Here is a 12,303-nt window from a genome sequence, read left to right as displayed (position 1 = left end):
CTCATGTCAGCAGACAGCCCCGATGTCACCGCGAAAGCCATCACCGTCCGCCGGGCCCGCACCAGCGATGTTCCGGCCGTGCGCCGCCTCCTTGACGCCTACGTCCGCAAGGGCATCCTGCTCGACAAAGCAACGGTGACGCTTTACGAGGCGATCCAGGAGTTCTGGATCGCGGAACGGGACGACAACGCCGAGGTGGTCGGCTGCGGCGCGCTGCATGTGATGTGGGAAGACCTCGCGGAAGTCCGTACTCTCGCCGTGAAGCCCGGCCTGAAGGGCGCCGGTGTGGGACACCGCTTGCTGGAGAAGTTGCTGCAGACCGCCCGCTGGCTCGGTGTTCGCCGAGTTTTCTGTCTGACCTTCGAAGTCGAGTTCTTCAACAGGCACGGCTTCGTGGAGATCGGTGAGACGCCGGTCGACACCGATGTGTACGCGGAGCTGCTGCGTTCCTATGACGAGGGAGTCGCGGAGTTCCTGGGTCTCGAACGAGTGAAACCGAACACTCTGGGCAACAGCCGGATGCTTCTGCATCTGTGATCGTCGCCGTTCCATACCCGTGTTCCGTACCCGATGCCATGCGGCGGAGGGCTCCGCGGGCAACGCCAAGGAATATTCGGCACCGCGCCCTTGCCCTCGTTCCCTATGTCCGAAACGCGCACGTTTCCGGGCTGTGGGCGGGCAGCGGTCCTCTCCCGGGGGTTTGTGTTTTTTCGTCAAAAGCGGTTTGCTTTCCGAGGTACTGCAGTAGTGCATATAACAGGGGACGGCGATACGGCGGATGCCGGCACACCCCGGCCCTCAAGTTATCGATGAAAGGAAATCCGGTGGCACAGAAGGTTCAGGTCCTTCTTGTCGACGACCTCGACGGCGGCGAGGCGGACGAGACCGTGACGTTCGCGTTGGACGGCAAGACATACGAGATCGATCTCACCACCGCCAATGCGGACAAGCTCCGCGGCCTTCTCGAGCCTTACGTGAAGGGCGGTCGTCGCACGGGAGGCCGTGCTTCGGGTGGGCGCGGAAAGGCCCGCGCTTCTTCCGGCGGCAACCAGGACACCGCGGCGATCCGCGCCTGGGCGAAGGCGAACGGCCACGAGGTCAACGACCGCGGCCGTGTTCCCGCGGCCATTCGCGAGGCCTACGAGCGGGCGAACGGCTGAGCGTCGGTTCGACCGGCCTCGCGCATGCCGGCCGGCGGCCGGTCGTAGGCGCGCAGCAGTCGGACACGGTGGCACTGAGTGGCCACCGTGCTCACCAGTCGTACGAGATCGGGGACGCCGCCCCCACGGCCCCCCGTCGCCGACAGCGTCGGCAGCGAGGCCTCGACCTCGCGCCCCGGCTCGGGGGGTCGCAGCCAGACGGCGGCCCCCTGTGAACCGACGCGGCCCGCAGGCGGCCGGACAGCGCCGCGGCCGGCCACGGGGGGCGGTGGAGCGTCGATGAGACCGCCCGCGCCGATCGCGGCGAGATCGAGGGCCAGCGTGCCCCACTCCAGCCAGTCGAGCAGTCCCGGCAGTTCCTCCGCGCTGCCCGCGGCCACCAGCAGCAGCATCCGGCCGCGCCGCAGGGCCACCGGGAACCCCGCGGCCGCGGGTCCTGACCGCCGCCCGGTCCGCCCGTCACTCCCCAGGCGCTCCAGTGCCGCGTGTCCCGCCTCGGCGGGTACGTCCAGGACGTCGAAGCGCACTCCCACCGGCAGACGCACCGGATCCCCGGGCACCGTCGGCCAGCCCTGTTCGTTCTCGTACCAGTGCCGGACCGGATCGATCGGCTCGTCCGGATCACGAGGGTCGAGGGGATCGACCGGACCGTCTGGCTCGCTCGGGCCGACCATGCCAAGTGCAACCGCCGGAAGGCCGTTCGGGTTACGCTGGGTGCGTACGCGTATGCACGGAGTGTCGAACAGGGGGCGCGAGGGGGTGCGGGGAGGCGCAAAGTTGTTCGCCCGTAGCGGAGGGAACCCGGCCACTCGGCATGGACTGTCGGTAGCAGCGGGTAAGACATCCCTAGTGGGAAGGGGCGACACGCAGGACGGAGACGTATTCCGTTCGCCATGGGCGTACTGGCGATGGGGGTAACTGCCTGGCCTGCGGGAACATCGTCTCGCACCATCGGGTTGGAGCAGATGTCGGCGTTCGGGGTCAGGAGGCCATCGAGGGTGTCGGCAGTTGGAATGAGCGGTCCCCGCTTGCGGGACTAAGCTGCGGAAGGACAGGGAGGGGAAGTTCCCCCCACTGCCTGACCGCTCTGAGGAGCGATTAACGATGTTCGAGAGGTTCACCGACCGCGCGCGGCGGGTTGTCGTCCTGGCTCAGGAAGAAGCCCGGATGCTCAACCACAACTACATCGGCACCGAGCACATCCTCCTGGGCCTGATCCACGAGGGTGAGGGTGTCGCCGCCAAGGCCCTTGAGAGCCTCGGGATTTCGCTCGAGGCGGTCCGTCAGCAGGTGGAGGAGATCATCGGGCAGGGCCAGCAGGCCCCGTCGGGTCACATTCCCTTCACCCCCCGTGCCAAGAAGGTGCTCGAGCTGTCGCTCCGCGAGGCGCTGCAGCTGGGTCACAACTACATCGGTACGGAGCACATCCTGCTCGGCCTGATCCGTGAGGGCGAGGGTGTCGCCGCTCAGGTCCTGGTCAAGCTGGGCGCAGATCTGAACCGGGTGCGGCAGCAGGTCATCCAGCTGCTCTCCGGTTACCAGGGCAAGGAGACCGCCACCGCCGGCGGTCCTGCCGAGGGCACCCCCTCCACGTCCCTGGTCCTCGACCAGTTCGGCCGGAACCTCACCCAGGCCGCTCGTGAGTCCAAGCTCGACCCGGTCATCGGGCGCGAGAAGGAGATCGAGCGGGTCATGCAGGTGCTGTCCCGCCGTACCAAGAACAACCCGGTGCTGATCGGTGAGCCCGGCGTCGGCAAGACCGCCGTCGTCGAAGGCCTCGCCCAGGCCATCGTCAAGGGTGAGGTGCCCGAGACCCTCAAGGACAAGCACCTCTACACCCTGGACCTCGGTGCCCTGGTCGCCGGCTCCCGCTACCGCGGTGACTTCGAGGAGCGCCTGAAGAAGGTGCTCAAGGAGATCCGCACCCGCGGCGACATCATCCTGTTCATCGACGAGCTGCACACGCTGGTCGGTGCGGGTGCCGCCGAGGGCGCCATCGACGCGGCCTCCATCCTGAAGCCGATGCTGGCCCGCGGTGAGCTGCAGACCATCGGCGCCACCACGCTGGACGAGTACCGCAAGCACCTGGAGAAGGACGCGGCTCTGGAGCGCCGCTTCCAGCCGATCCAGGTCGCCGAGCCGTCCCTGCCGCACACCATCGAGATCCTCAAGGGTCTGCGCGACCGGTACGAGGCGCACCACCGCGTCTCCATCACCGACGAGGCGCTGGTCCAGGCGGCCACGCTGGCCGACCGGTACATCTCGGACCGCTTCCTCCCGGACAAGGCGATCGACCTGATCGACGAGGCCGGTTCCCGGATGCGTATCCGCCGGATGACCGCGCCGCCGGACCTGCGCGAGTTCGACGAGAAGATCGCCGGTGTCCGCCGGGACAAGGAGTCCGCGATCGACTCGCAGGACTTCGAGAAGGCCGCGTCGCTGCGTGACAAGGAGAAGCAGCTCCTCGCCGCCAAGGCGAAGCGGGAGAAGGAGTGGAAGGCCGGCGACATGGACGTCGTCGCCGAGGTCGACGGCGACCTGATCGCCGAGGTCCTCGCCACGGCCACCGGCATCCCGGTCTTCAAGCTGACCGAGGAGGAGTCCTCGCGTCTGCTGCGCATGGAGGACGAGCTCCACAAGCGGGTCATCGGCCAGATCGACGCCGTCAAGGCGCTGTCCAAGGCGATCCGCCGTACCCGCGCGGGGCTCAAGGACCCGAAGCGTCCCGGTGGCTCGTTCATCTTCGCCGGTCCGTCCGGTGTCGGTAAGACCGAGCTGTCCAAGGCCCTCGCCGAGTTCCTGTTCGGTGACGAGGACGCGCTGATCTCCCTCGACATGTCGGAGTTCAGCGAGAAGCACACCGTCTCGCGCCTGTTCGGTTCGCCCCCGGCTACGTGGGCTACGAGGAGGGCGGTCAGCTGACGGAGAAGGTGCGCCGCAAGCCGTTCTCGGTCGTCCTCTTCGACGAGGTCGAGAAGGCCCACCCGGACATCTTCAACTCGCTGCTGCAGATCCTGGAGGACGGTCGCCTGACCGACTCCCAGGGCCGGGTCGTGGACTTCAAGAACACGGTCATCATCATGACGACCAACCTCGGCACCCGGGACATCTCCAAGGGCTTCAACCTGGGCTTCGCCGCCGCGGGAGACAAGAAGACCAACTACGAGCGCATGAAGAACAAGGTGTCGGACGAGCTCAAGCAGCACTTCCGTCCCGAGTTCCTCAACCGTGTCGACGACGTGGTCGTCTTCCCGCAGCTCACCCCGGACGACATCCTCGCGATCGTCGACCTGATGATCGACAAGGTGGACGAGCGCCTGAAGGACCGGGACATGGGCATCGAGCTCTCCCAGTCCGCCAAGGAGCTGCTCTCCAAGAGGGGCTACGACCCCGTGCTGGGCGCCCGGCCGCTGCGCCGGACCATCCAGCGGGAGATCGAGGACTCGCTGTCGGAGAAGATCCTCTTCGGCGAGCTGCGTCCCGGTCACATCGTGGTCGTGGACACCGAGGGCGAGGGCGAGACCGCCATCTTCACCTTCCGCGGTGAGGAGAAGTCGGCCCTGCCCGACGTCCCGCCGATCGAGCAGGCGGCCGGGGAAGCCTGCCCGAACCTCAGCAAGGAAGCGTAAGCGTCACGGCAGCTGAAAGGGGCCGGTGCCCGAGCAGGGCACCGGCCCCTTTCGCATGCCCGGACGCCCCGCCTACGACGGCTGACCGTCGTAGTCCGGCAGCTTGTAGGTCTTTCTCGGCATGGCCGCCCGACAGATCGGTGGCGCTGTTGCCGATGTCGGTGGTGATCGTGTAGCCCTTCGACTCGATATCGACGCGCTGTGCCGTCTTGTACTCGGCCACGTTCCGGAACAGGTCGAAGAAGCCGCGGACGTGGAGCCCGGCGGACTCGTAACCGACGTGGTCGAGGTTGAAGGCGGTGAGGGCGTGGATGATGCCCGGCCGGGCGGTCACGAAGAACACCGCGACACCGCGCTCCTGGGCGTACTCGGCGCCCTTCAGGACCGGCTCGTTGGCCCCGGCTGCGGGAAGCTGAACCCCAAGTCGGTCTCCAGCGCGGTGTTGTCGATGTCGAGGGCGATCGCCTGCTTCTCGCCCGGCCGCGGGTTGGCGATGCGCTGCTTCAGCCGGGGCAGGGCCTGGTCCATGACTGCCTGGCAGTCCCGCTGCCCAGGTCTCGTGGTCGACGTCTGCGGCGGCTGCCGTGGCCGTCGAGGTGGCCTTCGAGGCCGTCGCGGTGGGTGGGTGCCGCGGTGGTGGTCGCGGGAGTGCCGGAGGCGGTCACGGCCTGGGCGGAGGCGGCCAGGGCCACCAGGGCCGCGGTGGATACGGCGGTCACCGCTGCACGGCGCGGCCAGGGACGTCGGCTTCTCATGTGGTGGTGGGGTCTCTCACGCGCGTATCGCTGCCAACATGTCGTGCGCATGCTCGTCTGCGAGGGTGGCGCGAGGTGAGCCGTAGGGTTACCGCGCGGTAGGCGGCTAGAGGCGCACGTCACATTTATGGAATGTCCGCCCCGGTTCCCGGTGACATGCTGCACAGGCGTTTTGCCCGGTACTAGCCGCAATAGTGGTGAGAATTGGAGGGCAAAACAGACATTTCTCTTAAGAGTCTGATCGATCAGCCTTAAATGGGGCTTTCATCCCCTCTGTCGGCTGCGTCAAGAGATGTGCATCTCATGCCGGAAGTACGAAGTTCCGTCGTAGATGACCCTTTTGGGGCTTTGTGGGTGAACGGGTTACCAAGGAATGGCCACTGCGGCGCGGACCTGTTCGCCGGGTGGTTTTCCTCTGCCCCCTTCCCCATGAGGTTTCGATGTTCCCGCGCGTCACGTCCCGTTCCTTCCTCGCGTCCCACCTCCGCACCCGTGCTGCCGTGCTGGCTGTCGGCGTCGGGGTCTCGGTCGTCGCGGGAGCCGGGGTCGCGGCCGCCGCCAACACCACGGCCGCCACCGCTACCACCAGTGCCACCGCCAGTGCCGTGGAGGCCCAGGCGGCCGCCCAGGCCAAGGCCGCGAAGACCAAGGCCGTCGAGGCCAAGAAGGCCGCCGAGGCGAAGAAGGCCGCTCAGCCGGCCAAGAAGGCGGCGTCCTGGGTCGACCCGGTGGAGAACTACAAGATCTCCGCGAGCTACGCCCAGGCCGGCGGCATGTGGCAGTCCGCCCACAGCGGTCAGGACTACGCCGTGCCGAACGGCACCGAGGTCGTGGCGGCGCACGGCGGCACGGTCGTGAAGGCGGGCGGCAACGGCGCCGGTGACGGTCCGGCGTACGGCAACGCCGTCGTCATCAAGCACGGCAACCAGACGTACTCCCAGTACGCCCACCTCTCCACGGTCGACGTGCAGGTCGGCCAGGTCGTCAAGACCGGCCAGAAGATCGCCCTGTCCGGCAACACGGGCAACTCCAGCGGCCCCCACCTGCACTTCGAGATCCGGACCAGCCCGAACTACGGCTCCGCCATCGACCCGGTCAAGTTCCTGCGCGGCAAGGGCGTCCAGCTCTGAGAAAGCCGTTCTGAGAACCGCGTTCCTGGCACCTCTTCCCGGGAGTCCAGCCCCGCCACCCCGTTCCGAGAGCCGGCCCTGTACCCAGCGTCGTGTACCCAGTACGGCGAACTCCCCGGGTGGCCGGCCCGGCGCCCGGGTCTCAGGACCCTTCGGCGCCCCGATGAGCCTGCGTGACCAGATCGACGGCGACCTCCAGGACGGCCTTCCGCTTCTCCTCGGGGTCGCCTTCCACGTCCCGCAGGAGGAACATCCCGGCGTGCATGGTGAACAGCGCGCTGACGCAGCGCACCTGGTCGACCAGCTCCCCGTCCGGATCGATGAGGATGTCCCGCAGGCCGAGCATGCGGTGCTTGAACATCTGGCCCATGCGCAGCTCGCGCACGGTCGTCCGGTTCTCCTGCTTGACCTCCTCCCCTCCTGAACGAGGGGGTTCCTACGGCTCGCGCCGTGGGTGTTCCCGCTTCACCGCCGGCCGCCCGCCCGGAGAACTCCGTTGAGGTCTTACCACGGCTCCACAGACCGACACGGTCGGCCCGGCCGCCAGAAGGTTCTCCGCCGCGTTCACGTCCCGGTCATGGACCGTGCCACAGTTCTCGCAGGTCCAGGTGCGAACGCTCAGCGGCATCTTCATCTGCGGGGTGCCGCAGGCGGAGCACAGCCTGGAGGAGGGGAAGAAGCGGTCGACCGCGATCACTTCCCGCCCGTACCGGGCGGAAACGGAAACCCGAGGTGGTGTACTCGGCGGACGTGCGGGACTTCTTCCGGCTCTTGAAGCGGGGGTACTCGGACCGCTTGCCGAAGAAGTGGGTGAACGCGTTCCGCAGGTGCCGAAGCGTCTGCTGCAACGGCACGGAGGAGACCGCGGAGACCGCGGAGACCGCCGAGACCACGCAGGCCCCCGAGATCGCCGAGACCGCCGAGACCGCCGAGACCGCCAAGACCGCCGAGACCAAGGACGGCGAGCCGGCCCGGCACCGCGATGAGCGAACCGGCCTGAGCGGCCCGTACGTCCCCAAGCCCGCCGTCGGCTCTCCCGCCCGGAGGGCTTTCTGCGCCCGCGCGCCCGCCCCGCCGGTTCCTCACTGGGGCAGCATCGGGTAGCTCCCCGTGTCCGTCGGCGCGTGTTCCGGCAGCCACAGCACGGCGACCGCGCCCTCGGCCGGCGCGCCGGGGACGCGCGGCCGGCCGTACGTTGCGGAAGGTGAGCCGTGCCCCCAGCACCCGGGCCTGCCCGGCCGCGATGGTCAGGCCCAGGCCGTGGCCGTGGCCGGCGCGGTCCGCGCTGCCGGTGCGGAACCGTCTCGGTCCCTCGGCGAGCAGGTCCGCGGGAAAGCCGGGCCCGTGGTCGCGGACCCGGACGACCCGCCCCTCGACGGAGACCTCGATGGGCGGCCTGCCGTGCCGGGCGGCGTTGGCGAGGAGGTTGAACAGCACCCGCTCCAGCCGCCGCGGGTCGGTGGTGACCTCCGACTCGTGCACCACGCGCACCATGACGTCCGGATCCCTCGCCGCGATCCGCCGGGTGACGAACTGGGCCAGCAGTATGTCCTGCAGTTCGGCCCGCTCGGAGGCGCCGTCCAGCCGGGCCACCTCCAGGACGTCCTCGACGAGGGTGCGCATGGCCTTCGCCCGGTCCAGCACCAGTTCGGTCGGCCGGCCCGGCGGCAGCAGTTCGGCGGCGGTCAGCAGGCCGGTCACCGGGGTGCGCAGTTCGTGCGCGATGTCGGCGGTGACCCGGCGTTCGGCCTCCAGCCGCTGCCGCAGCGCGTCCGCCATGGCGTCCACCGCGCTGGCCAGGTCGTCGGTCTCGTCCAGGACGACCCCGCCGATGGCCTCGCGCACCCGGACGTCCGTCTCTCCCTTGGCGACCCGGTGGGCGGCGCTTGCCGCGTTGCGCAGCCGACGGGACAGATGGCCGCCGATCAGCACCCCGAGCGCGCTGCCGCCCAGGACGACCGCGATGGAGCCGATCACCAGGGCCTGGTCGAGGTCCTTGAGGATGTTCGAGCTGCGGTCGGTGAAGCCCGAGTGCAGGGACATGACATGCCCGTCCTTCAGCGGTACGGCCGCCCAGATGTCCGGCGTCCCGCCCGGCCGGTTGGCCACGTACGTCGCGCGTCGGCCCGCCTCGACCTTCGCCCGCAGCTCGGCCGGCAGCTCGGGGTCGTCGATCCTGGTGCTGGGGAAGTTCAGCCGCCCGGACAGCTCGTAGTTGCGCTGGGCGATCATGATGCGCTCGTCGGCGAGATCGCGCGCGTTGTCCAGCATCGACACCCGGGCCGCGTTGTGCACGACCAGGCTCAGCGCGATCGCCACCAGCGCGCCGACCAGGGCGATGGCGGCACTGAGCTTCCCTCTCAGTCCGGTCCGGATGCCCGCCCGGTCGAGAACCGCTCGCACCAGGCGCCGGAAGTACCCCCGCATACCCGTACTCAGGCCTTCAGTTTGTAGCCGAAGCCGCGGACCGTCTCGAGGCGGCCCTGGCCGATCTTCCCGCGCAGCCGCTGCACATGGACGTCGACGACCCGGGTGTCGCCGCCCCACCCGTACTCCCATACGCGTTCGAGCAGTCTGTCGCGGGAGAGCACGGTGCCCGGCGCCGACGAGAACTCCAGCAGCAGCCGCATCTCGGTAGGTGTCAGTGACACGGGCTCCCCGGCCCGCCGCACCTCCATGCCCCCGGTGTTCGATCTCCAGCTCGCCGAAGGCGAGTACGCCCCCGTCGCCCGTTGACGCCGGATCCTCCCGGCCGCCGTTCGCCCGGTCGAAGCGGCGCAGCACCGCACGGATGCGGGCGACCAGGACGGCACCGTCGAACGGCTTGGTCACGTAGTCGTCGGCGCCCGCCTCCAGGCCCAGGACGACGTCGATGGAGTCCGCGCGCGCCGACAGCATGATCACCGGCACCATCGACTCGTCGCGGATGCTCCGGCACAGGCTGACGCCGTCGAGGCCGGGGACCATGACGTCCAGCAGCGCGATGTCGGGCCGGTCCGCCCGGAACGCCTCCAGGCCGGACAGCCCGTCGGGCTTCGCGGTGACCGCGAAGCCGTCCCGCTCCAGGGCGAGTTGGGTGGCCTCACGGATGACGTCGTCGTCCTCGACGAACAGGACGTGGGTCTGGTCTGCCATCCCGGTGCTCCTCAGCTGTCGGGCACCGGCGTCGGCTCCGTGCCCGCCACCTTGCCGTAGTCGTTGTGGGTACGGAACTCCTCGGTGAACCGGCCCGCGGCCCAGCGATAGGTGATCACGTTCTCGCCGGAGGGACTCGACACCGGGTCGCCCCGCTCGTACACCTGCATGGTCACCACCAGGTCCCCGCGGTCGATCTCCGCGTACACGGGCGGCTCCTCGGTCTTGAACACGTTCTTGTACGCGCCGTCCTGGTCGCGGTACACGTACGAGCCGACGCCCACCGCGTTGCCGCAGGTCAGCACGTTGACGACGACATCGTCCGCGGTTCCCCCGGTGAGGTTCCCGTAGCTCACGTCGACGGGGTACTCGTCGGCCACGCACGGCTTCAGCTCCCGCTTGACCACCGCCGAGACCGTCGGGTCGCCCTTGACCAGCCGCACCGCGTCCACACGGGCACCGGCCGAGACCGGCATGCGCGAGGGCGAGGAGGAAGGGGCGGACAGCCGGGGGTCGGTCACCGAGTCCGCGTGCGCGGGCCCCTCGTCCCGTGCGCCGGTGCCGCCCGTACCGCAGGCGGTGGCGACAAGGGCGAGAGCGGCGAGCACGGACGTCACCGTGGTCGCCGCCTGGGCGGTGCTCCGGGCCCGGTCGGGCCCCGCGCCGGTCAGGCCGCGCAACGCTCCCGCTCCTCACGCTCCAGCGCGCGTGCGTCCAGCTCGCGGGCTTCCAACTCCTCGCGGAGCCGGGCGAGCGCCCGGTGCAGCGTGCTCTTGACCGTTCCCGCCGACATGCCGAGGGCGGCGGCCGTCTCCTCCGTGGACATCTGCTCCCAGTGTCGCAGCACCACCACGCTGCGCTGCTTCGGGGCGAGCACCTTCAGCACGTCCATCAGGAGCGCGCGGTCGGCGTGCTGCTCCGTGGCGTCGTCCACGCGGGCGTCCGGGAGTTGCTCGGTCGGCACCTCCTCCAGCTTGCGGGCGCGCCACCACTCGGTCCGAGTGTTGATCATGACACGGCGCAGGTAGGCGTCGGCCAGCCGCTTGTCGGCGATGCCGTCCCAGCGGCCGTAGGTCCGGGCCAGCGCGGTCTGCAGCAGGTCCTGCGCGTCGACGGGGTCCGGCACCAGACGGCGGGCGCTGCGCAGCAGCGCGTCCTGCCGGGTGCGGACGTATTCCTCGAACCCGAGCACCTCGCCGTGCGCCATGGTGATCCGCCTTCCGCTCCCCGTGCCGGCCCGCCCGTGCGTTCCGGTCCCCACCGCTGTGATCCGTGGTCGTCGTGTCCCCCACCGCGGGGCACGGGAACGAAGTTACGGAGGTGTTGTCACGGCACTGTGCGGGGCAGCCTGCGGTCGGCCGTCGGCTGTCCGTCGGTTGTGTAACGGAAGGAGGGACGGGGTGAGGCGGTGGGATGGTTGGAGGGACTGTGGGGTGATATGGCCGTGCCGGTATGTGCCGGCGGACACCCGTACGCGTGTGACCGCGTGTGGCCCTCCGGTGCGTCAGGTCAGCGGCAGCCGGTACAGCCCGCCGGGCAGGGGCTCGACCAGGCCGTCGGCGACGAGGCCGTCCAGCGCACGCGCGCGCTGCACCGGTTCCTGCCACACCCGGTCCAGGACCCCCTGCGGGACAGGACCGTGCGCCTCCCGCAGCACGGCCAGCAGTCGCCCGCGGACCTGACGGTCCGTGCCCGCGTACGTCTGGACCCGGCGCGGCGGTCCCTCGTGCGCCGGCTTGTCCGCGAGCCGCCAGGCACACTGAGCGGCGATCGGACAGCGGTGGCACGACTCGTTCTTCGCCGTGCACACCAGCGCCCCCAGCTCCATGGAGGCGGCGGCCCACCGCGCGGCGGTCGACTCGTCCTCGGGCAGCAGCGCGCGGGCGAGCCGGCGCTCGGCGGCGGTGGTGGCGTTCGGCGGGTACTGCACACCGGTGACCGCGCGGGCGAACACCCGGCGGACATTGGTGTCCAGCACCGCGTGCCGCTGCCCGTACGCGAACGACGCCACGGCGGCCGCCGTGTACTCGCCGATGCCGGGCAGCGCCAGGAGTTGCGCGTGGTCGGCGGGTACGTCGCCGCCGTGCCGTTCCGTTATGGCGGCGGCGGCGCCGTGCAGCCGCAGCGCGCGGCGCGGATAACCGAGCCGGCCCAGGCGCGGACGGCCTCACCGGGCGCCTCGGCGGCGAGGTCGGCGGGGCGCGGCCAGCGGGCCAGCCACTGCTCGTAGACGGGCAGGACCCGGTTCACTGGGGTCTGTTGGAGCATGAACTCACTGACCATCACCCCCCACGCGCCGGCCTCCGGGCGCCGCCACGGCAGATCCCGGGCGTGCTCGTCGAACCAGTCGATGACGGGGGAGTGCAGCGGCTCTCCGAGAGCGCGCTGGGGCGTGGTGTCGTCGGCGGCGGTCTCGGCGGTGCCGCTGTGCGGGGGTTTGGTGGGAGCAGTCATGTCCCCTCGATCCTGCCACGACCACCCACGGGAACGGGCA

General features: G+C 69.8%; 7 protein-coding genes and 7 pseudogenes. 5 read left to right on the top strand and 9 right to left on the bottom strand.

Features of this window, described 5'->3' with window-relative positions:
* Window positions 1–3: 3 nt before the first annotated feature.
* Window positions 4–537 (top strand): amino-acid N-acetyltransferase, encoded by a 534-nt coding sequence (locus WJ438_RS18280; RefSeq protein ID WP_406726199.1) that lies wholly within the window; start codon window positions 4–6, stop codon window positions 535–537.
* Between the two features lie 287 nt (window positions 538–824).
* Complete coding sequence (locus tag WJ438_RS18275; protein WP_202281346.1) at window positions 825–1,160, top strand: Lsr2 family protein; 336 nt, start codon at window positions 825–827, stop codon at window positions 1,158–1,160.
* Here the strand turns inward: WJ438_RS18275 and WJ438_RS18270 are convergent.
* Window positions 1,139–1,834 (bottom strand): SCO3374 family protein, encoded by a 696-nt coding sequence (locus tag WJ438_RS18270; RefSeq protein WP_406726198.1) that lies wholly within the window; start codon window positions 1,832–1,834, stop codon window positions 1,139–1,141. The two genes, WJ438_RS18275 and WJ438_RS18270, sit on opposite strands and share 22 nt — an antisense overlap.
* A 430-nt stretch (window positions 1,835–2,264) precedes the next feature.
* Here WJ438_RS18270 and WJ438_RS18265 point away from each other — a divergent pair.
* Window positions 2,265–4,789, top strand: a pseudogene (locus tag WJ438_RS18265) (ATP-dependent Clp protease ATP-binding subunit).
* A 72-nt stretch (window positions 4,790–4,861) separates the two neighbouring features.
* On the opposite strand, the pseudogene WJ438_RS18260 reads toward WJ438_RS18265, so the two are convergent.
* Window positions 4,862–5,544 (bottom strand): annotated as a pseudogene (locus WJ438_RS18260) (HAD family acid phosphatase).
* A 440-nt stretch (window positions 5,545–5,984) separates the two neighbouring features.
* Between WJ438_RS18260 and WJ438_RS18255 the strand changes: the two are divergent.
* On the top strand, window positions 5,985–6,674 hold the full coding sequence (locus WJ438_RS18255) for a M23 family metallopeptidase (protein WP_406726197.1): 690 nt from the start codon (window positions 5,985–5,987) through the stop codon (window positions 6,672–6,674).
* A 142-nt stretch (window positions 6,675–6,816) separates the two neighbouring features.
* On the opposite strand, the pseudogene WJ438_RS18250 reads toward WJ438_RS18255, so the two are convergent.
* Window positions 6,817–7,077: pseudogene (locus tag WJ438_RS18250) on the bottom strand (TetR family transcriptional regulator); the annotation flags it as partial.
* Between the two features lie 33 nt (window positions 7,078–7,110).
* Window positions 7,111–7,389: pseudogene (locus WJ438_RS18245) on the bottom strand (zinc ribbon domain-containing protein); the annotation flags it as partial.
* A gap of 17 nt (window positions 7,390–7,406) precedes the next feature.
* Here WJ438_RS18245 and WJ438_RS18240 point away from each other — a divergent pair.
* Window positions 7,407–7,778, top strand: coding sequence for a hypothetical protein (locus WJ438_RS18240; RefSeq protein ID WP_406726196.1), 372 nt, complete (start codon window positions 7,407–7,409; stop codon window positions 7,776–7,778).
* On the opposite strand, the pseudogene cseC reads toward WJ438_RS18240, so the two are convergent.
* From cseC to WJ438_RS18215, 5 genes and pseudogenes are all read right to left on the bottom strand, one after another.
* A pseudogene (gene cseC, locus WJ438_RS18235) lies at window positions 7,757–9,221 on the bottom strand (two-component system sensor histidine kinase CseC). The gene WJ438_RS18240 and the pseudogene cseC overlap by 22 nt on opposite strands.
* Window positions 9,110–9,809 (bottom strand): annotated as a pseudogene (gene cseB, locus WJ438_RS18230) (two-component system response regulator CseB). Before cseB ends, cseC begins: the two co-directional pseudogenes overlap by 112 nt.
* 11 nt (window positions 9,810–9,820) lie before the next feature.
* Window positions 9,821–10,489, bottom strand: coding sequence for a hypothetical protein (locus WJ438_RS18225; protein WP_406726195.1), 669 nt, complete (start codon window positions 10,487–10,489; stop codon window positions 9,821–9,823).
* On the bottom strand, window positions 10,477–11,016 hold the full coding sequence (locus WJ438_RS18220) for a SigE family RNA polymerase sigma factor (protein WP_406726194.1): 540 nt from the start codon (window positions 11,014–11,016) through the stop codon (window positions 10,477–10,479). The genes WJ438_RS18225 and WJ438_RS18220 overlap by 13 nt, the downstream gene beginning before the upstream one ends.
* Window positions 11,017–11,313: 297 nt before the next feature.
* Window positions 11,314–12,263, bottom strand: a pseudogene (locus tag WJ438_RS18215) (A/G-specific adenine glycosylase).
* Window positions 12,264–12,303: the final 40 nt, after the last annotated feature.

Source organism: Streptomyces sp. GD-15H, from assembly GCF_045291515.1.
Lineage (GTDB): Bacteria > Actinomycetota > Actinomycetes > Streptomycetales > Streptomycetaceae > Streptomyces.
The sequence above is the reverse complement of the archived record's forward strand: the minus strand, read 5'-3'. Positions and strand labels throughout refer to the sequence as shown.

Coding starts and splice junctions, on each gene's coding strand:
- WJ438_RS18270 (WP_406726198.1), bottom strand. CDS start 1,834: ATGGTCGGCCCGAGCGAGCCAGACGGTCCGGTCGATCCCCTCGACCCT.
- WJ438_RS18255 (WP_406726197.1), top strand. CDS start 5,985: ATGTTCCCGCGCGTCACGTCCCGTTCCTTCCTCGCGTCCCACCTCCGC.
- WJ438_RS18280 (WP_406726199.1), top strand. CDS start 4: ATGTCAGCAGACAGCCCCGATGTCACCGCGAAAGCCATCACCGTCCGC.
- WJ438_RS18220 (WP_406726194.1), bottom strand. CDS start 11,016: ATGGCGCACGGCGAGGTGCTCGGGTTCGAGGAATACGTCCGCACCCGG.